General features: G+C 60.4%; 12 protein-coding genes. 7 read left to right on the top strand and 5 right to left on the bottom strand.

Annotation, left to right across the window (positions count from 1 at the left end):
- Nucleotides 1-265: 265 nt before the first annotated feature.
- Complete coding sequence (locus tag G5S37_RS12455; protein WP_165204332.1) at nucleotides 266-976, bottom strand: trypsin-like serine protease; 711 nt, start codon at nucleotides 974-976, stop codon at nucleotides 266-268.
- A 744-nt stretch (nucleotides 977-1720) separates the two neighbouring features.
- Here G5S37_RS12455 and G5S37_RS12450 point away from each other — a divergent pair.
- Nucleotides 1721-2452 carry a class I SAM-dependent methyltransferase gene (locus G5S37_RS12450; RefSeq protein WP_165204329.1) on the top strand — a complete coding sequence of 244 codons (732 nt, stop codon included), beginning with the start codon at nucleotides 1721-1723 and terminating at the stop codon, nucleotides 2450-2452.
- On the opposite strand, the gene G5S37_RS12445 is transcribed toward G5S37_RS12450, so the two are convergent.
- Together G5S37_RS12445 and G5S37_RS12440 are read right to left on the bottom strand one after the other, a co-directional pair.
- On the bottom strand, nucleotides 2391-3401 hold the full coding sequence (locus G5S37_RS12445; RefSeq protein ID WP_165204326.1) for a peptidyl-alpha-hydroxyglycine alpha-amidating lyase family protein: 1011 nt from the start codon (nucleotides 3399-3401) through the stop codon (nucleotides 2391-2393). The two genes, G5S37_RS12450 and G5S37_RS12445, sit on opposite strands and share 62 nt — an antisense overlap.
- A 117-nt stretch (nucleotides 3402-3518) precedes the next feature.
- Nucleotides 3519-5585, bottom strand: a complete 2067-nt coding sequence (locus G5S37_RS12440; protein WP_165204323.1) for an FAD-dependent oxidoreductase — start codon at nucleotides 5583-5585, stop codon at nucleotides 3519-3521.
- Nucleotides 5586-5777: 192 nt separating this feature from the next.
- Here G5S37_RS12440 and G5S37_RS12435 point away from each other — a divergent pair, with 192 nt between their 5' ends.
- A complete protein-coding gene (locus G5S37_RS12435) occupies nucleotides 5778-6716 on the top strand; it encodes a metallophosphoesterase (RefSeq protein WP_165204320.1) in 939 nt (312 codons plus the stop codon).
- 27 nt (nucleotides 6717-6743) lie between these two features.
- Here the strand turns inward: G5S37_RS12435 and G5S37_RS12430 are convergent, their stop codons facing one another.
- The gene (locus tag G5S37_RS12430) at nucleotides 6744-8177 is read right to left on the bottom strand and encodes a neutral/alkaline non-lysosomal ceramidase N-terminal domain-containing protein (protein WP_165204317.1); all 1434 of its coding nucleotides are present in this window, start codon (nucleotides 8175-8177) and stop codon (nucleotides 6744-6746) included.
- An 87-nt stretch (nucleotides 8178-8264) separates the two neighbouring features.
- Nucleotides 8265-8810, bottom strand: a complete 546-nt coding sequence (locus G5S37_RS12425; protein WP_165204315.1) for a DUF1453 domain-containing protein — start codon at nucleotides 8808-8810, stop codon at nucleotides 8265-8267.
- 147 nt (nucleotides 8811-8957) lie between these two features.
- On the opposite strand from G5S37_RS12425, the gene G5S37_RS12420 reads away from it, so the two are divergent.
- From G5S37_RS12420 to G5S37_RS12400, 5 genes are read left to right on the top strand one after another with little or no spacing between them, the layout of a single operon-like run.
- On the top strand, nucleotides 8958-10886 hold the full coding sequence (locus tag G5S37_RS12420) for a BatA domain-containing protein (RefSeq protein ID WP_165204312.1): 1929 nt from the start codon (nucleotides 8958-8960) through the stop codon (nucleotides 10884-10886).
- A gap of 3 nt (nucleotides 10887-10889) precedes the next feature.
- Nucleotides 10890-14357: a hypothetical protein gene (locus G5S37_RS12415; RefSeq protein ID WP_165204309.1), complete on the top strand. Its 3468-nt coding sequence runs from the start codon at nucleotides 10890-10892 to the stop codon at nucleotides 14355-14357.
- On the top strand, nucleotides 14344-15789 hold the full coding sequence (locus G5S37_RS12410) for a trypsin-like peptidase domain-containing protein (protein WP_165204308.1): 1446 nt from the start codon (nucleotides 14344-14346) through the stop codon (nucleotides 15787-15789). The genes G5S37_RS12415 and G5S37_RS12410 overlap by 14 nt, the downstream gene beginning before the upstream one ends.
- A gap of 26 nt (nucleotides 15790-15815) precedes the next feature.
- On the top strand, nucleotides 15816-18266 hold the full coding sequence (locus tag G5S37_RS12405; RefSeq protein ID WP_165204305.1) for a glutamine amidotransferase: 2451 nt from the start codon (nucleotides 15816-15818) through the stop codon (nucleotides 18264-18266).
- Entirely contained in the window at nucleotides 18263-19510 is a 1248-nt protein-coding gene (locus G5S37_RS12400; protein ID WP_165204302.1) for a hypothetical protein, read from the top strand. The genes G5S37_RS12405 and G5S37_RS12400 overlap by 4 nt, the downstream gene beginning before the upstream one ends.
- The last annotated feature ends 81 nt before the right edge of the window (nucleotides 19511-19591 follow it).

Here is a 19591-nt window from a genome sequence, read left to right as displayed (position 1 = left end):
ACTTCTTTCCACCACGAGTAAACCGACATTCAGAGTTGTCTAGAAATTTCTGAACAATTATTTCTCTGACGAACATTTTTACAAATTGCAATACTTCTTTAGCTCCTCATTGCCAACGAGCCGCATTTGTATAAAAAAATTTAAATAGAATGCAATTTCGGCCTGAATTTCAGGCCTGCGAGGCGACAAAATCCCTTTCCTCCCCCTGTACGTGCAGGGGCAACCTTTACCTCAGGAATGGCAGCAGTAACATTGCGCCACCAAATCAGTGACCGGAACAGCAGGCGAGCTCGTCAATCTGCGAGCTGTACACTGCCAAATCTCCTACGTACGTCCTGGCACCGTATGGCACAAACGCGTTCACTTGGGAGACAGCAAAGATGCATCCCGCCAGCTTCCACTGCCGCTCATCGGCATCGAAGACAAAAGCAGCTCCACCCGAGTCCCCCTCAGCCGCCTGACCGCCAAAGGCTTGTGCACGGAAAGTCGTCGCGAAGCAATGGGTCTTCAGCCCGCCTTGGGTCGCTGCTGGGGCAGTGACTTCATTCGTGGTGGCCAGGGCCCAGCGCTTCTCCCGGGTAGTCCTTTGGTAGGCGCCGAAGCGCACGGGATTCTGTTCCCCTGCGGATTTCTTCTCCACATACCCAGTTCCCACGAGGAGCACTGGGGTCTGTGCTTCCACCGTATCCGTCGAGATGGAAATGCCGGACAGCTTCCGCAATGCGGAGTCACTCACCCCTTGATTGACCTGAAACACAGCCACATCTGACTTGGAGCCATCTGCATTCTTGAGCGGCTGCCAAGTCCCTGCAATCGGCCGGTAGACACTGCCATCGGAGAGGACGAAGGGCAGGCATCCCACGTGGGTACTCGTGAGTACCCAGCCATCTCCCAAGTAGAGTCCCGTGCCCATGCCCACGGTCCCGATATTCTCCCAAAAAGGAAACGCAGTCGGCTCCACGCCTGCTTCGCCCATTCCTACGCCTGAGGCTGCCTTCTGAATGCTTTGCGGTTGCTGATGGCCTGAGACCTGCAAAGTGCTCGGAGAGAGCACAATAGCATGGAGATCCATCACGGTCAGGCAGAGAACAGCGAACAGCGAATGCTTTATCATGCGTTTAGATCTTTATCGAATTTCGAACAAAAACCATAAATTTCATATACCCAAAGGACTAATTACCCCTAGCTGGCGAGCGAAACTTAGAGCGGGGGTATGCGGGAGGTAATCCCGCGCTGGAAGAGACTCCGTTCCAACACCATAAGAGCCAAGCATTCAGCTCTCATGAGCCATCGCCACCAGTCGCAAATACGACTTTGAATTGGAGACGGCAGTCGGGATTCGGAAGACGTTGGGAGACTTAAAATCGAAATACCTGTGTATGATGTGCAGGACTAAATTCTGCAATTTTAGCACAACTAATGCAATAAAAATATCAGTTCTAAGTCATTTTTTAGGCATAAGACTTATAAAGGAGACCTATCACGACCGGCATCCTCCCCTGCCCTCGCGAGGATTCCCGGGGGACCTGCCCCGCAACACACCGCAAGGGGAGGACGCCGCCTTCTCCTGATACACGTCATCATTCCCTCTCACACCATGGAGCAGGCACGCATACAAATTCGCAGTGGGCAGACATGGAAGCCCTCTCGCTACGGGGCTGGCTTCTGGCGAGATGCAGGTTGAAGGAGACTTGCACGGCAAGTGCGCTACTGTGGGGGCATGCCTTCAGAATCTCTTGCCGCAGCCGCGCCACCATCCCGCGGCCGCGCAGGGAAACCTCTTCACCTGATGAGTGATGAGAACTTTGACGAGGCATTCCCAGAGAACATCCAAAATCTCTCTCCCTGTCATTGGACTTCGGTGGACGCCGCCCGTCAGGCAGCCCAGTGGCTGGTGACAGAGCCTGGCACCCGCGTGCTGGATGTAGGATGCGGCCCCGGAAAATTTTGCGCCATTGGAGCCGCCACTACTCCCGGGCATTTCACCGGGGTGGAGCAGCGGGGGCATCTATGCCGCACGGGGAGGAGCATGTTCCGGAAGTATGACATCCCGCGCGCAGAGATCATTCAGGCCAATATCACCGACGTGAATTTCCGGGACTTCGATGCCTTCTACATCTTTAATCCCTTTGAAGAGAATGTGATTGAGTCACTGCGTATCGATGAAGCGGTGACGCTGGATGACACCCTCTATCTCGCTTACACGAAGTGGGTTCACACCGAGCTTTCTCTCCTCCCCGAGGGCACTCGGGTAGTCACCTACTGGGGTGACTGCGAGGAAATCCCCTCCTGCTACCGCTGTGAGGAAACAGCATTCAAGGGTCAGCTGAGGCTTTGGGTAAAAGGTCCCATCGGTCCTCTCCAACCAACGCAGGCCCAATCGCACACTCTCACCGGGGCGAGGGAGATGCCGCTCCCCCACCCTCACGATCACCGCTGGATCGGCGAATGAATTTCTGCACTCGCTGCCCCTTTCCTTCCGCGACATAAACAGAGCCGTCGTGGGCCACCGCGATGTCGTGCCCGAGCTGGAACTGCCCAGGCCCTGCGCCAAAAGATCCAAAGGTGTTCACCACGGCGCCTGCAGCATCGAGTTCCACGGCCTTCGAGCGATCGAGCTTACCCTTTAACTGATCTCCACCATCGATCGCAAAGACATGCCCATGCGCGTCGACACTCACTCCATAGGGACGCCCAATCTCAGGGCCTTTCCACTCGGCGATAAATCCACCGCGCGGGTCGAAGACCTGCAGGCGTGCATTGCTTCGATCACAGACAACTACACGTCCACCACCATCGATCGCGATGCCATGGGGAAGATTGAACTGTCCCGGTCCGCTGCCCTTGGTGCCCCACTCGAATTCGTACTGCCCGGCAGGATTGAACTTCACCACCCGTGTATTCCGATAGCCATCGCTCACGTAGAACGAGCCATCGGACAGCACCGTGACATCGGTCGGATAGTTGAAATGCTCCTTGTCCGCACCCGGTTTTCCGCGCTCGCCGAGCGTCAGCAGGAGACGCCCATCATGGCTGTACTTGAACACCTGCTGGCGGCCCACGTCCGTGAGCCAGACGTTGTCCTCATGATCCACGGTGAGCCCATGCGGCATGATGAACTCGCCCGCTCCCCATGAGGCGAGCAGCTTTCCGGTGCGACCATCGATGAGGCTGACAGTCGGCCCTGCAATGGGTTCCGTGGGAAAGGGATTCGACCAGGCGCGGCCGTTGCGGTGGAAGACAAGGACATTGTCATGGGAGTCAATCCCCACACCGGCACACAAGCCGAGTGACTTTCCCTCGGGCAGCGCCGGCCAGTCGCGCACGACTTCATATTCGGGGTCCGCAAAGGCAGGGACGGCAGACGAGAAGACTGCCATCAGGAGGAGGAGGCGTATCATTTGATTTGAAGCGAGGGAGAAGGTGGAAAACGCTTCTCAAGCGATTTCCTTTTCATCTTCATCCCCCACCCCAGTCTGTTCCTGACGAATGCACCGAGACGCCAGGCTTAGACCACATCACTCCTTCTCCTTCAAGAGCTGCACGGCATCCAGGATGACAAATCCGTCCGTGTCCTTGTTGCTGATCTGCAGGGTGGTCTCCACTCCGCGCTCGAGCTGCACTGAGCCCACGCTCCGGAAGGCCTCGCCTGCAGGAAGCGGCTGTGTTTGATCGACAGTCAGCTCCACCTTGCGATCACCGCTCTGGATGATCACCGGCACTTTGGCCGCCCGCGTTTGATGTGGGGAGTAGGCCATGCGAACCTCGTAGTGGCCTGAGTCCGGTACCTTGAAGCGGAACGTGGCGATGGATTGGCCATCAGCGCGGCGGTCATCGTGAAGATAGCCGGTTCCTACATGCGGCTTGAAGCTGCTGGAGCTGCTCCAGGGCCCCTTCAGCTCTGCCTTCGCATCGTCAAGCACGATGCCTGGGAGAGTCTTGGGGTCAATGCTCACCGTGCCCTTGGCCTCCGGAGGAAGGTCCGGCAGTACGGGCAGATCCAGCACCTGCTTCTGGGCCAGCAAGCGCTCACGCAGCACTGGATAGGGAAGCTGCTGCACAGAGACATTCTGCTTCGCACTCAGTGCGGCGGCGACGCCCGCGCTTTGGCCCAGGATCATCCAGGTCGGTTCCACGCGGATGGACGAGATGGCCACGTGCGTGCAGGAGAGCGCCACCGGTACGAGCAGATTCTCACACTCGCCCGGCTTCGGGAGAATGGCGCGGTAAGGAATATGATAGGGGTAACCGTTTCTGCGCCGCTCCATGCGCACAGGGAAGATGGTGCCTTCGTTGATCACACCATCCGCCGTGGCCACGCGCTGGCAGTCGTGCGAGTCAATCGGGAAGGAGGATACCACGATGGGGTCCTCCTTCGCGGGCTCGTCCATGATGTCCTTCTGGCTCACGACATACATGCCCTTCATGCGGCGCCCTTCACGCACATAGAGCTGGGGAGACCAGTGGCCGTAGTTCGCGAATTCATCACGGCACAGGCCGAGTTCTCCGAGTTGCTTGCGCAGATTCTCCGGCACCACCGGGTCCGTCGTGAGGAAATGATACAGCTCAAGGGTGTACTGCTTGTGCTCCTCCCAGATTTTGGCACGGCCCGCTTCATCCGCCTCGCTCCATCCATTGCACGCACCCACGAGCCCCATGGAGAATTGTTTTCCAATCCCGTTGTTGGCATCGAACTTGTCGCCATCCGGTAGCGCGTACAGGTCCCACAGCAGATGCGGGCGCTTCTCCTGCGCATAATAGCGCCGCACCACCTCGAAGCGGGCGGGATCGTAATTCGCTGGCTTGGGGAAGGGCACACGATTCGCCGGATTCTTGGTAACGCAGAGGCGGAAGCTGTAGACCATCACATTCTTATCGCCTTCATCCTCAGGACCCGCGTCGGTGGTGGTGATGAGCGGCAGCGGACGGCCTGAGGCATCCACACCGGAGATGGCCATCTTCCCCTTGGGGTACTGCTTGCCCGCGAATGATTCGTTGTATTCCTTTTTCCCCTCGCGACCGATAGTCCAGCTCACTCCTGCGGCCGCCATCAAGTCACCTTCGTACGTGGCATCCACAAAGACCTTGGCGGCGAACTCGCCGTCACTTGTCGCGACATGCTTGATGCGTCCGCCATCCTTGACCACACTCTTCAGGACGCGCTTCGTCATCACCTTCACGCCGGCTTCATCGAGCATTTGCTTCGTGATCTTCGCAGCCACATGGGGTTCATAGGTCCAGGGCTTGGTATCTTTCTCGCTCACCTTGTAGGGCAGTGCGATGCCGCGCTCCTGGTAGTTCTTTTCAACGCGGAGGTGCCATTCCTCAAAGAGCCCAAGCACGGTGGTGCGCACCGTTTGATTGGAATCGCTGAAGCTCAGACCTCCGGTATTCACTCCACCGACGTGATCCGTCGGCTCCAGGAGCACCACCGAGGAGCCCTCCCGCGCGGCGGCGATGGCAGCGCAGAATCCCCCCGGAGTGGCGCCATACACCACCACGTCCGCCTCCGTGGCGGCATGGAGTGAGAGCGTGAGGCCGCATAGCAACGCGGCAGTGCGTGAGAAGGCAGCGAAAGAAATCATGCGCCTGCACAAGGCAGGGCAGCCAGCCCTTTGTCAAGATAGGCAGATGCTTACCTTGCTCCTGAGTTTCACCTTGCGAATCAGACGAGCATAAGACGCTCCTGTTTGAGTCGGCATCTTGAAACGTCCGCACTGCTGGCTGCGTCTTCTCATCAAGACGACTTCATCTGGTTCTCTCCACGCCCCTTTGCCATGCCCATCCATTTTGCCTCTTGTTCCCGCCGTCGCTTTCTTGGCGCCACTGCATTGCTCGGTGGAGGCCTTCTGCCCCGGTTCGGTGCCTCCGCTGCAGCGAGCGATGCTGAATCCTTTGCCATCCTCTCGGACACGCACATCGCGGCCGACCCTGACAAAGTCCTCCGCGAGACAAACCTCTGTGCGAACCTGAAAGCCGTGGTGGCCGAGGTCAAGGCCATGACAGCATCCCCTTCCGCTGTACTGCTGAATGGTGACGCCGCACTCAATGAGGGTCAGGTGGGGGATTACGAACAACTACTGACACAACTCGCCCCGCTGCTTGGCAGCTCGGCCCCACCACTGCACATCGGCATGGGCAACCATGATGACCGCGCGAATTTCCGTGCCGTGGTGAAGCCCGGTACTCCGACACTCATCGAGAGCAAGCATGTCGCGCTCGTGGAGGGACGTCATGTGAACTGGTTCCTCATCGACACGCTGCGCGTGACCAACAAGGTGGAAGGAGAGCTGGGCGAAGAGCAACACCGCTGGCTGGATGCCGCATTGAAGGCTCATGCGGACAAGCCAGCCATTGTCGTGGGCCATCACAATCCCCAATTCCTCCCCGCTCCGCAGCCCGACAACGCTGAGAGCACGACAGTCAAGGTGACCGGACTGGTGGATACCGAAGCCTTCATCACCTTGCTCGAAGGACATCGTCACGTGAAGGCCTATGTCTATGGGCACACTCACACCTGGGCCCACCAGAAGCGGGAATCAGGACTACACCTCATCAACCTGCCGCCGGTCGCTTATGTGTTTCAGAAGGAACGTCCCAACGGTTGGGTGGAAGTGACAACCACACCCGCAACGGCCAGCTTCCGTCTTCACGCCCTCGACAAGAAGCATCCTGAAGAGGGCGCGACAATCGATTTGCCGCTTGGCAGAAGCTGAAACGCTCAAGCGCTCGGCAACTCACTACTACTGGGCCGCGGCTTCCTTGACCTCCGCGGCCATCTCCAGCAGGGCATCCATCATCTTGACGGAAGCTTGCGGTTCCAGGTTGTTCGTGCCGGGCCAGGTCTCGTAGCCACCGAGCTCAAAGTGGCGCGGGGTGGGCATGTATCCATAGTAGCCGTGGCTCAGCTCCACCATGAATGACTTGGTGAAGGGGCTGCGCTTCTTGAACTCCAGGCCGGTCTCCGCAAACGTCTCGCACGGTGTGGTGCCAATGCAGACATCGCCGATGCGCAGGATCTGCACGGGAGCTTTCGTCTCAGGGCTGGCCTCTGCCAGGCGCTGCACCCGGCCTGCATAGGAAAGTGGCAGATCGGCCTTTCCCTGGATGCGAGGCGTGTTCTTCTCCGTCTCCTTCGCCCAGGTGATGAGCTCAGGGTCGATCTTGCGCCAGGCAACGCCCAGCTCACGGTAACGCGTAGCGAGAGGTGCGCTGCTCTGCCACGTCACCTTGGCGATGGCACCGTTCACCTTCGCGGCAAGATCCTCCGCAACAGCGCGCATCTGCACATACGGTGGCTTGCCGGGGCGCGGAGTGCGGAAGTTGATGTTGTTCACGTCACCACTGGTGCCATTCGCCATAATCGCGACGAAAGGAGGATCCTCGCTCGAACCTTTCTGAAGGTTCTTCAAGGCCTCGCAGTACATCCCGTAGTAGTCCGCCGAGATGTGACCGCCACCCACGCCACCGACATAGTGCAGCGAATAAGCGGAGTAGACCGAGATCAAGCGCCCGCCGGGTTCTCGCACGGCGATGAAGGACACCGTGGGATCGGTCACACCCGCAGGCTCCACCAGATTTGCATTACCGGCGCCGGGATTCATCTTCACCTTGTCGATCTTGCCAAAGGGATTCGGAGGCATCGCCCCCTCCTTGAGGAACCAGCGGCGGATGAAGACATGTTCCGGTGCCTCCACCGTGCCGAAGGCGATCTCTGCAGGACGCAGCAGGTTCACTGCGCGCCGCACGCCATCCGCAATGCGCCTCGCGACAAATTTCTGGTAGTCCGTCAGCTCCATGTCGGACACATAGCTGCGGGTCGTACCCCCAAGGGCGCTGGTGGCCGAGTGCGTGTGCGTGCCGGAGATGAGCACATTCGCTGCGGGAATGCCTGTTTCGGCTTCAATCAACTTTCGTGCCTCCACCGACACGCTGCGGTGCAACCCGAGGAGATCGCACACCACGAGAGCCACCTTGGACGTTCCATCATCCAGCACCAGACAGCGCGCATGCAGTTCATCATGGATGTGCGTCGCCGGAAAAGGCAGGAACCCACCGATGATGTCACCGCCCAGGGCCGGCGTGATGTTGCTGGTGGCCGCGCCCGCCTGGAGCGGAGCTTTGGCTTTGGCAGCGTCCGCAGCGTTTACCGCACCAGCCAGCAGGAAAAGGGACAAGAGGAAACAGCGCATTCACTCAATACACTTTCAGACCCTGCTTTTAGCAGCTCATTTGAAGCGAGCATGGTGACTTTTGTGCCGAACTCACTTCGATGGCGCTACAGCACGCCGCACGCGCATCCAAATTCCGAACCAATAGGTGAGGTAATACCCGAGCAGTACCGCACCCGCTGCCATGGAACCTGCAAAGCCGGACTCAGCCAGCCACGAATGACCCGCAGGAGAGGTATGCCACGTATCCCATACGCGCCAGAATCCGAAGGCCAGCCGGAGAGACACACCCACCGTGATGGCGAGCACCAGCCACCGGTTGGGTAGGTAATAGAGCGCCTGCGATGTTGCTTCCCATCGCGTGAGTCGCAGACCGACGATCCCGAGGACCAGCCCTCCTAGAAATCCACCGGCACAGAAGCTCAACAGCCGTGGAACCCAGAAACTACTCACCACCGCAGTCACAAGAAAGAACAAAGCGGAAATGCCAAGGCTGAAGATATTCGTCAATGCCAGCCAAGGACGGGCCCGTCGCCGGGCGGTGCCCGCGCGATAGCGGTTAATAATCGAAAACGGCAGCGTGAGCGTGATGAGCACAAGAAACGCCATCAATCCCAGGGCAAGAATGAGCAGCGGCATCTGCCGCCTTCCTCGTCGATCCTTCCACAGGGGTCAAGGGTCGGTGAAATTCAGCATGAACTGCCAAACCAAATGAACATGACATTGCACAATTGCCAGCTTGTCAGGCTGCGAGATTTTCACCTATGATTCTGCCCGATGTGGTTCATGCACCCCGGCTTCCTGTGGGCCCTGGCGGCCCTGGCGGTGCCGTTGTGGATCCATCTCAGCAGGCGCCGCCGCTATACAGAGCTGCCGGTGGGCACGCTGCGGTTTCTCAATGAAGTGCTGAAGGAACGGCGCAAGCGTGCGCGGTTTGAAGAAATTCCCCTGCTGCTGCTGCGACTGCTGGCCGTGGCGTTGCTGGCGCTGGCGTTCACCCGCCCGTTTCTGAACTCTCGTGAAAAGGCCGCTGAGTCACCCGCCGAGACCGTGGTTCTGCTGGACGCCTCGGGCAGTGTCACTGAGAACATGAAAAATGCAGGGCTGAAGCTGCTGCTGCAGAGCACCCAACAGGTAGCGGAAGGCAGCAAGCTCACGCTGGCCCAGTTTTCCGATGAAGTGGAAGCCATCACCGCTGCGGACAAGTGGATGCCGCGTGCGGGAGCGCCCACGGATCTGACGCGCGCCATGGGATGGGCTCTGGATCGGCTGGGTGGCGCAGGCACGCAGCGCGCGGGAAAGATTGTCCTCATCGCCCATCTCGCGGAGGGTGATCTGCCCCCCAATCCTCCACGCGTCTGGCCTCCGGGGATCTCGTTGGAAGTCCACGTGCTCACGCCACCGTCGACCGTGAATGCCGCGGTGCGGAATGTCTCCCTGCTCACTCCCTATATCATGGAGCAGATGGAGATCGAGGCGGAGGTCATGCTGCCCCCGGGTGCGGACCGCACGGTGACATTGAAAGCGGAGGGCATCACCGCCACCCAGGAAGTGCTGGAGGGCACGGACCGGGTCATCTTTAAGATCAATCCTCCACGCGATGAAGTGCGCGGCACCATTTCCGTGGCGGGTGGAGATGCGTGGTCTGCGGATGATGCACGAGCCTTTGCGGTGCGCTGGGTGCAACCTCGCAAGGTGAAGCTCATCGACGGCGACCCTGGAAGCACGCCATTCGAAGGCCAGGCCTACTTCGGAGAGAAGGCGCTCACCGCCTCCGGCGCGGCTCATGGGAAAACGCCCTTCCAGCCCGACATCGTGTATGGCCTCTCCGGCCGGCAAGGCGCGGCAGATCTCAGTGGCGTGGGCGCAGTGGCGTTGTGCGGCCTTCCCAATCTCTCCACCGCGGATGCGCGTCAGCTTGCCCAATATGTGGAGTCGGGTGGTGGACTCATGGTGCTGCTGGATGCGCGGTGGACTCGTGGTGCCTCCGCGGTGCTGGAGACTGCGGGACTGCTCCCCTCCGGCACACGACCCGCCGCAGCAGCAACGATGCCCGCGAGTGCGGATGAAGCCGGTCCCGTGCGAGCCATCACCCAATGGGAGCGGACACATCCCGTCCTCGCCGCATTCGACGGCAGGGAAGGCGGCGACTTGCGTGAAATGGAGTGGCGTGACTGCTTTGACATTCCCGAGGGAGATGGCTGGAAGGCCCTGGCGAAGCTGGATGGCGGTCACGCGCTGCTGCTTGAGAAGACCACACCAACACAGAAAGGCCGCGTGCTGGTGCTGGCACACTCGCTCACGCGTGAGTGGACGGATCTCCCGCGCGACCCTTTGTTTGTGCCCTTCGTGAAAAGTCTTTTCACGTATGCGTCGCGGGCTGAGAACCCCGCCTCTGAGTTGAGCCCCAGGCATCCCGGCCTGCATGAAAAGCGCGTGCCAGGTCTGTATGACAATGCAGTTGGTGGGACGGAAATTGTCGCGGCGGCACCGGGTGAATCGTCCGTGGTCACGGCCACTCCAGAGGCCCTGCGCCTTGCCTTCGGAGTTCCGGACACCACGATACAAACCATCATACCACACGATGACGTCGCGCTGGCAGCGGCCTCGGTGCCGTGGCGTCAGGAACTCTGGCCCTGGGCAGTGGCCTTGCTCCTGGTGCTGCTCATGGTCGAAAACATCGTCGCCACCCGGCGCCCCACCAGCAACGCCTGACCGATGACTCCCCCACTCCACGACCTGTTCGACCAGGCTCCGGTGCATGCCATCGTGAGGCGGCGCGGTTTCATCAATCGCACCACTGCAGTTGTGTCTGGGGCGGCACTGCTGCTGGGCGTTGTTTTGCTGCTCGCTCTCCGCGACATCGAGGCGGCATGGAGCGAGTCGCTGCGGTTGTGCTTGATCAGCGTCGCGGCAGCGAGCGCCCTGGTACTCGCCGTGTGGCTGTGGCTCTCGGGTAGGAAAGGGAACGATGCTCACACCGTGGTGCGTGAGATGGAAGCGGCCCATCCTGCCAGCGGCCAACAGTTGCGCACGGCATGGGAGGTCGCTCAGCGGGACGCGGCCACTTCACCCACAGACGAGCACAAGCATTTCACCAACCGTCTGCTGACGGAAGCGCAGCAGCAGATGAACAGCCGTGGCTGGGAATCCTTGGCGCCTTCCGCTCGCATGGTGCGTGGGATGGCGGTCTGTGTTTTTCTTGCAGCGCTGATGCTCATCACAGCCTGGAATTCTCCTGAGTTTCGCACGGCATTGCATCGCATCGCCATGCCTCTTGGCGCTCCCACCTATACCACGGCGGAATGGCAATCACCTCCCACGCACTATGATGATCGGCATCCCCCGCGCGTGGCCGTGTTGCTTTCCGGCAGAGCCGCCATGCCGGAGCTTCATGTGCGGGAGAGCGGCTCGACGGAATGGCAGACACACCCCCTCAATGCCCTCGCCGAAGGACGCACCTATGATGCCGTGCTCACCGGCATGACAGGAGACATCGAATTGCGCGTCACGGCAGGCGATGGTGCATCTCCCATGCAAGTCGTGAAGTACCGCTCCATTCCTCGTCTTGAAGAGGCTAAGGTCGCGATTCGTTTTCCGGACTACACCGGCCAGGCTCCTGAAGAGCGTCAGGGTGCAGACGCCAGTGTGGTGGAAGGCAGCACCTTGGACTGGAGCTTCCGCTTCAATACACCGCCCGATCGCGTGGAGTGGACCCTGGCCTCTGACACCAGCACTCCTGAGAAACTGCCCCTTAAGCATGATGGTCCCACCGTGCAAGCCTCTTGGAAAGCACCGCTGGGCAAGTATGTCGGCGTGCTGACCATCTATGACCACGAGGGCGCCACCATCGACTCCTGGAGATATGAAGTCGTGGGCGCGGTGGACAAGCTGCCAACGGTGGAGCTACTCGAGCCGGTGAAGGATCGCCAGGCCACGTGTGTGACTGAGCTGCCCGTACGCATTCGCGCACGTGACGACTTCGGCGTCGCCGAGGTGGGGCTCATCATGGAGGCGGCAGGCCAGACCCTCTGGACTCTGGAAAAGGTGATCACCGAGAAGGACCAGCGCGACATTTCCGAGCTCACACGCGCCATGCTGGAGACCGTGCCGCTGACACTTCGCGATAACGTAAAACTCTACGCCTATGCGCTGGATCACAAGCCACGCGGCGGCCCTCGCAGCGTGAGCCCACTCCGCTGCATCGACATTCGTGACTTCAAGAAGCTTGAAATGCAAGCGGGCGGGGAAAAACCGCCGCCGATGGAGAAGCAGCAATTCGCCAAGCTGAACCAGCTTATCCGCGCCCAGCGTGTCGTCGTTTCCGATTGCCATGTGCTGAAAGAGGACGCGAAGAACGAGCAGGCGGAAGGCATCGTCCCCAGGTGTCAGGAGACGGACGTGAAGCAGCAGGATGTCATCGCGAAGACAAACGAACTCTACGCCGTGTGGGACAAGCTGCCATCTGTGCCCCGTGATGACCTCGCCCTCCTCCTCACCGCGGCAGCACAGATGGGCGACACCAGCCGCTACCTCGCACGCATGCTGACGGAGCAGGCACATCCAGCCTCAGATCGTGCGCTTGCCTCACTGCTGCAGATCCGCAAGCACCTCATTCTCATCCACAGCCCGTTCGGAGAAGAGGATGACGTCGACGAAGAGGATGACAGCAAGCCAAAGCCCCTGGAGGAACTTGCCAAAGAAGCGGAACGCCTCGCCAATGAAGAGAAATCCGTGCGGGAACAGATTGCAACCGGAGAGAGGAAGGCCACGGCGCCGCTGGAGTCGTCACGCCGGCAGCAGGAAGTGGCCGCGACGGATGGTGGCGAGCTGTTCTCCGCCATCGTGGCGCATCCGAAAAAGAATGAGCAGATGCTCAAGCTCATGGCTGCGTCCGAAAGATTCATGCGCGAAGCCGATGAGCGTCTGCACACGAAAGAGCATGTCACCGCCCAGCAACCGCTGGCTGACGCCGAACATCAGCTTCGCGATCTCGCCGACTTCATTCGCGCCATGGTTGAAGAGAGACTCGCGGAAACGCTGAAGCAGATGGCGGGCAAGGCACAATCCGACAGCAAGAAATCCGGAGAAGGGAAAGGAAAAGGAGATGGCCAGGGCAAAGGCAGCGGTGAGGGCGAGGGCTCAGGTCAGGGCAAGCGCGCTGGTGAAAAACAGGAAGAAGTCGCTACCAACAACAAGAACGAGGACAAACAAAAGAAGCAAGCCGAACAGCAGGCACTCAAAGAAGCCGCACGCAATGCAGGACTCGCCGATGAAATCCTGAAGGCACTGGCAGAACTCGCAGCGGAGGGTGGCAAAGGTGATTCTGAAGGACCCGGTAAGAACGGAAAGCAGGAAGGAGCCGGCACCGGCGGCTTGAGCGCAGCGGAACTCGCTGCTCTCCGGGCACGCGCCGGCACGGAAGCGCTGTCCAAAGACTTGAAGCAACTCACCGCAGGCAATGGCAGCGGCAAGACGGGCGATGGCAAGCAACAGCCTGCCGAAGGCGGCACCGCTGGCGATGGGACAAAACCCGGCGCAGGCACGAGTACCAAGCCGGGTGATGGACAACAACCGGGCGCAGGCGCTCCGGATGGCAAGGACATCGCCGCACGACTCGACAAGATGGCAAAGGCCTTGAACGCTGAGGCTGCCCGGCTCAATGCCACACGCCTTGCCCATCTCGCGGACGTGCGCGAGAAAGCGAAAGGCTTGCGCGACAAGGCCGCAAAGGAGGCTGAGGCCGCGCGAACGGCAGAGGAGCAGAGGCTCATCGAAAGACTTCTCGCGCAGGGAATGCAGCCCGGTCAGACCGTGAACATCAACGGCAAGAAGATCACCATCCCCGCCCAGGCCATGCCCGGCAAAGGTTCAGGCGTGGGAACCGAAAACAAGGAAGGAAAACCCGGCCCTGGCACTCCCAGGGCTGACATCGAGCGCTTCGCGCTGGAGGCACAACGTCTTGGTGATGGCACGATTTCTGGACTGGCAAATCAACTGGCCACAGGCGTGCCTCTCGTGCCTGCCTTCGACGGCATCATCGAACGTCTCGACTTGCTCATGACCGCCCTCCCCGGCAGCGGGACCGTCCAGGCCGCGCAGAGCCGTGTACCAGAGCAGTACCGGCGCGAGATTGAAGCCTACTTCCGCAACCTTTCAGATGACTTTGGCAATGAATCCCAATAAGCCCGCCGCACTCGCAGGACTCTTCTTTCTCGCGGGCGCCCTCATGCTGCACGCCGAGCCTTCACGCATGGCTGCGGGACAGGCGGCAGTCGCCTTCGCCGCGCCCACCGGTGCTGCCAAGGTGTATACCAGTGACGCCGATTTGATCGATGTGGTCACGCCAGCGGTGGTCTCCGTATTTCCCGCGCGCATTGTCGAAGGTGAGGACGCGAAAAACCCGCTCGATCAATTCTTCAACCGTGATCTCTCCGGACCAAAGGGCAAAGGTGGAGACGGTGGCAGTCGTGAGAACGAGCGGGTGCAGGGCGTGGGCTCCGGCGTAGTGATTGGTCCGGAGGGCTGGATCGTCACCAACAGTCACGTGATTCATCTTTCCAACGGCAAGCAAGCGGATGCGATCTCCGTGGAGTTCCCGGACCGGCGACGCTACGATGCGGAAGTCATCGGCGACGATCCACTCACCGATCTGGCACTGCTGAAAATCAAGGCAACCAGCCTGCCGTTTCTGCACCTCGCTGACAGCGACGGCGTGCGCGTGGGCGATCCGGTGTACGCGGTGGGCAATCCCTTCAAGATAGGCATCACCGCGACGAAGGGTATGGTGTCCGCCGTCCGTCGCGCGAATCTCAATCTCACCACGCAGGGTGGTTATGAGAGCTACATCCAAACGGATGCGGCCATCAATCCTGGCAATTCCGGCGGCGTGCTTGCAGATCAGCACGGAAGGCTGGTGGGTATCAACACCGCCATCTGGGGTGCCGCGGGACGCTTCAATGTAGGCATTGGTTTTGCCATCCCCTCGAACCTCGTGCGGAGTGTGGTCTCCCAACTTGCTGAAACAGGAAAGGTGGAGCGCGGGTTCTTCGGATGGCAGATCGAAGAGCCTACACGCAAGGACATGGAAGCAGCCGGGCTCATCAGCATGGCGGGCGCAAAACTCTCTCAAGTGATGGAAAATGGGCCTGCATCCTCAGGCGGCTTGAAGCAAGGTGACATCATCCTCGCGGCCGCGGGCCAGAGAGTTTTTTCACGCGGAGATCTCCGCTTCCTCTCTTCCCTGGTGAAGCCGGGCGGCACGTTGCCGCTGACGTATCAACGCGGAGGAAAAGAACTCATCGCCACACTCACTGCCGGGCGCAATGAATCATCCGCCGTCGCAGCGAGCACGACCTTCCGCCTGGATGCGCTGCCCGGGATCGACTTTCGCAAGGCACAGGGCGCTATCACCGTCGCGCAGATTGGGAAGCGCGAGAAGGCGAAGACCGGGCTCGCAGTGGGCATGGACATCACCGAGATCAATGGCAAACCCGTGACCGACTTTACCGCTGCGCAGGCAGCGCTCATTGAGGGAGTCAATCGAGTGAAGACGAGAACCGGACTGGAAGAGCAAACACTCGCCATCCGTCTGCCCATGGACGCAGAGCAAGAGTAATCGCCATCCCGCTGCTCTTCTCCTGCATGGACTTTTACTCCACACTTCAACCCGCTTTGCCCGTCGCGCTGATCGCCGGTCTGGGCGGTTGTGCTGCCGTGGTCGCAGTGATGGCGGCGATGCGAGGCAGGCCGCTGCGTCCCTCATGGCTTCAAGCTCCTGTTCTCGTGTTGCGGCTCGGAACCATCGCCTTGCTCACCTTCATCCTGCTGAATCCTTCGGTGAATGTAAGCACTCCCACGAAGACGTCACACAGTGCGGTGCTGCTGGATGCCTCTGCCAGCATGACGCTCGCGGGAACGGAAAGCGGCACGCGATGGGAAGAAGCGCTGAAGTGGACGCACGACCTGGGTGCGTCCTTGAAGTCCGCAGGATTGCCCGAGCCAGAGATGCATCGGTTCGCGGGAGATTCCACCATCATCTCTGCTGCCATGCTGCAGGCGGACAGCAACCTGCCAAATGGCCAACAGACCAAGCTCGCAGGAGCGTTGGAAAAACTGGCAAGCAGCGGAAGTGGCACGAGCATCGACCACGTGATTGTCGTGTCTGATGGCTGCACCCAGGACGCATCCCGCCTCAGCGCTGCCCTGGGAGGTCTGCATGATGCGGGCATCCGCGTCTCCACGAAAGTGGTGGGTCGCGATGTCCCAGCCCGGAATGCGACACTCCTCTCCGTGCTCCCACCGCGCATGGTGCGAGCGCAATCACGCGTGATCGTACCCGTGGAACTGGAGGCGGGCGGCGTGACTCCCAATGAAAACTTTGAACTCATCCTCCGGGATGAAGAGGGCGCGGAAGTCGCGCGTCAGCCTGTTCGCTTTTCATCGCCATCACCGGATTCCGGCTTCGCCACCGCGTCGCGCAAGGTCAGCTTCGTGACCCCGGCACAGACGGCACGTTATACGTTGGAACTTTCCGGCCCGGGCACCGAAGCCACGCTGGAGGACAACCGCTTCAGCTTCACGCTGGAGGTGGTGACCACGAAGCTGCGCGTGCTCCTCGCCGAGGGAACGCATGCCAAACGCTCGCTGGGTTCCGAGGGGCACTTTGTGAATGACATCGAGATGATCACCGCAGCCTGCACCGGCACCGGAGAGATCGAATGCGTGACCTTCACCCCGGTGAGCCAGTATGTGGACAAGCCGAATCTCTTTGCCGTGAAGTTTGCCAACGGTGAGATGCTCGTGGATTCCTCTCGCCCCTTCCCCACCACGCGGGAGGAACTGCACAGCTATGACGTAATCATGGTCAGCGATGTGCCGGTGGGAAACTTCTCACCGGAGCAGATGCAATGGGTCGTGGACTGGGTGGTGGAGCGCGGGGGTGGATTCCTCATGGCGGGTGGCAATACCGCCTTTGATACCGGCAACTATGACCGCACCCCGTGGGAAAAGATCACGCCGGTGGACATGCTGGACTATGGCGATGGTCACTATGGCAAGGCACTGGAGGTCACCATTCCCCTCTCCGTGCGGACACATCCCATCTGGCAGATGACGCCGGATGCAAAAGAGAACGCTGCCATCCTCGATACACATCCGAAGTTCGGCGGCATGAACCGTGTGCGCCGCGCGAAGCCCGGCGCCACCGTGCTCGCCGTGGTGCAGGATGAACCCGAGCAGCCAGTCATCGCCGCGCAGAATTACGGACGCGGACGTTCCATTGCCTACCTGCCGGATCCGAATGGTGGCTGGGGTGAATACGTCATCCGCTGGAGCAGTGACAACGCGCCCACGCTGGGAGATCGCATTGAGCTGGGTCAGGGAGCATCCCTTACCACGCATCCCAGCGAAGCACGCGCCCCCGCCACTCCGCGCCCGCCACATCCCTCTCCGTACTACGCAGCCTTCTGGGTGAATACGATGAAATGGCTCGCGGAAAACAGCATCCGCTGGCGGCGTGACAAGCTCTCCGGAAAGATTCTGGCAGCACAAGCACGACCGGGCACACCACTCCCCGTGGCGGCAGAATTCCTCGCGGAGTCAGACCCTGCAAAAATAGCCGTGCAGGAAATTGGCGCGCGGCTTGATGTGCCCGGCAGCCCGCGTGTCCGCCTCATCTATGATCGCGATCGCCGTGAGTTCACCGGCACCTTGTCTGTTCCAGCGGATCTCACAGTGAAAGAAGTGCAGGTGCTTTTCGACACCACTGCCGGACGCGAATCACTCACCGATGCGGTGCATTGCGGAGTGCTGGTGCAGAACAGCGAATACACCCGCTCCGCACCGGACGTCACGCTGATGACGGAGCTCGCCCAGGCGGGTGGTGGCACGGTGCTCACCACACCCGAGTCTGCCGTCGCGGCGTGCCGTGCGGCTTCTGAAGCGCGGGCCGCGCGTGATGCACGTGCATGGCCGGCACCCATCTGGAGCCGCTGGCCATGGTGGTCCGCCGTGCTCGCGCTGTTGAGCCTGGAATGGGTGCTTCGCCGTGCGGGGCGCTACACGCCACGAACTCCTGTCTCCACCTCCGCATGAAGAGGCTCCTCACCATCCTATGCCTTGGCTTTGCCACGGCGCTCTCCGCCCAGGAGCCGGCGCCAGAAGGTGCGCGCCTTCAGGAACTCATCGATCAGCTCGCCGCTCCCAAGGTGCGTCTGCGGGATGAGGCGCAGCAGGCGCTCTCGCAGATGATTGACTCCGAACCGGCGATGCGAGCCGCCATGGCGTCGCATTCCAGTGAAGAGGCACGACTGCGACTGAAGCGGATTCTCAAAGGATTCCGCGACGGTTTGTGGACCATCGAGATCCAGCAGGCGGTATCCGCCGTAGGTCTGGACCGCGGGCCCTTACGCACCGCAGTGAAAGGCACTCTGCTGGCGAGTCTGCACAGCGCGGGCATCGAAATTCTGGATGCCACGGATCTCGCCGTGGTGCGCACCTTGGGGAAGTCCACCACGGGCACTCTCACGCTACGCGCGCTGGCATGGGCTCCGGATGGGAAGCGCATCGCCTTCTCCAACCAATCCGGCGCGGTGATGGTAGAGGATGACGCAGGCAAGCGACTGCTCACCCTGCCACCGGAGATGCGGCAGATAAATCCCAACAATCCCAACGCGAAGCAGATGGCGCCACCTGTCGCGGTGGAGTTCGTGCCGGGCACGCAGAGTTTGCTGGTCTTCACCAATGCAGGCCTCACGCTCCACGAACCCGCTCCCGCCGGTGAGCCCCGCCGCATGAGCGTGAAGGAAATATTCCCTGAAATCACACGCAACATCCTCGCACAATCCATGGCCGTGTCCGCTGATGGCAAAGCAGTGGGTCTGGCCTTCGAGGTACCCGGACCGGAGGATGACCTGGTGGCGATGCTCTCTCTCGCCGACATGAAGGTCCTGTGGGTTTCGAAAATCTCCGTCACCCCACGCTGGATTGCCGTGAATCAAGATGGCTCGGAGGCTCTGGTCGCCATGCGTGAGCGCGGTGTGGTGCGCTGCGCGGCAGATGCGCCGCTGGCGATCACGGTGAGCCGCTCCATCGACGACCTCACGTCCGTCGCCTACGCGCCTGACTTCAAAAGCGCCTTCCTCACCTCCGGCCGGGCGAATGCTCCCGTGCGCCAGCTCGCCGTGCCGAGTGGTGAAGAGATGTGGACCGCAGCTCCCGCGCCCACGGGATGTTATCACGTGACGATTCTCGGACCCGACCAGATAGCCGTGAAGACGTTCGACAACCGCATCCTCATCTGGAAGAAGCGCCAATCGACGAATTCGGCCACACGCTGAACTGATATATGATGATATACTTGCACATCATCAAGAAAGTAGCTTCGGCTTCAGCCGAATCAGTGTGGCGCTGCACAGGAA

This window comes from Roseimicrobium sp. ORNL1 (assembly GCF_011044495.1).
Classification (GTDB): domain Bacteria; phylum Verrucomicrobiota; class Verrucomicrobiia; order Verrucomicrobiales; family Verrucomicrobiaceae; genus Roseimicrobium.
Note: the sequence above shows the minus strand (reverse complement) of the source record. Positions and strands in the feature narration are given on the sequence as shown.

Coding starts and splice junctions, on each gene's coding strand:
- G5S37_RS12455 (WP_165204332.1), bottom strand. CDS start 976: ATGGGCGAAGCAGGCGTGGAGCCGACTGCGTTTCCTTTTTGGGAGAAT.
- G5S37_RS12450 (WP_165204329.1), top strand. CDS start 1,721: ATGCCTTCAGAATCTCTTGCCGCAGCCGCGCCACCATCCCGCGGCCGC.
- G5S37_RS12445 (WP_165204326.1), bottom strand. CDS start 3,401: ATGATACGCCTCCTCCTCCTGATGGCAGTCTTCTCGTCTGCCGTCCCT.
- G5S37_RS12440 (WP_165204323.1), bottom strand. CDS start 5,585: ATGATTTCTTTCGCTGCCTTCTCACGCACTGCCGCGTTGCTATGCGGC.
- G5S37_RS12435 (WP_165204320.1), top strand. CDS start 5,778: ATGCCCATCCATTTTGCCTCTTGTTCCCGCCGTCGCTTTCTTGGCGCC.
- G5S37_RS12425 (WP_165204315.1), bottom strand. CDS start 8,810: ATGCCGCTGCTCATTCTTGCCCTGGGATTGATGGCGTTTCTTGTGCTC.
- G5S37_RS12420 (WP_165204312.1), top strand. CDS start 8,958: ATGCACCCCGGCTTCCTGTGGGCCCTGGCGGCCCTGGCGGTGCCGTTG.
- G5S37_RS12415 (WP_165204309.1), top strand. CDS start 10,890: ATGACTCCCCCACTCCACGACCTGTTCGACCAGGCTCCGGTGCATGCC.
- G5S37_RS12410 (WP_165204308.1), top strand. CDS start 14,344: ATGAATCCCAATAAGCCCGCCGCACTCGCAGGACTCTTCTTTCTCGCG.
- G5S37_RS12405 (WP_165204305.1), top strand. CDS start 15,816: ATGGACTTTTACTCCACACTTCAACCCGCTTTGCCCGTCGCGCTGATC.
- G5S37_RS12400 (WP_165204302.1), top strand. CDS start 18,263: ATGAAGAGGCTCCTCACCATCCTATGCCTTGGCTTTGCCACGGCGCTC.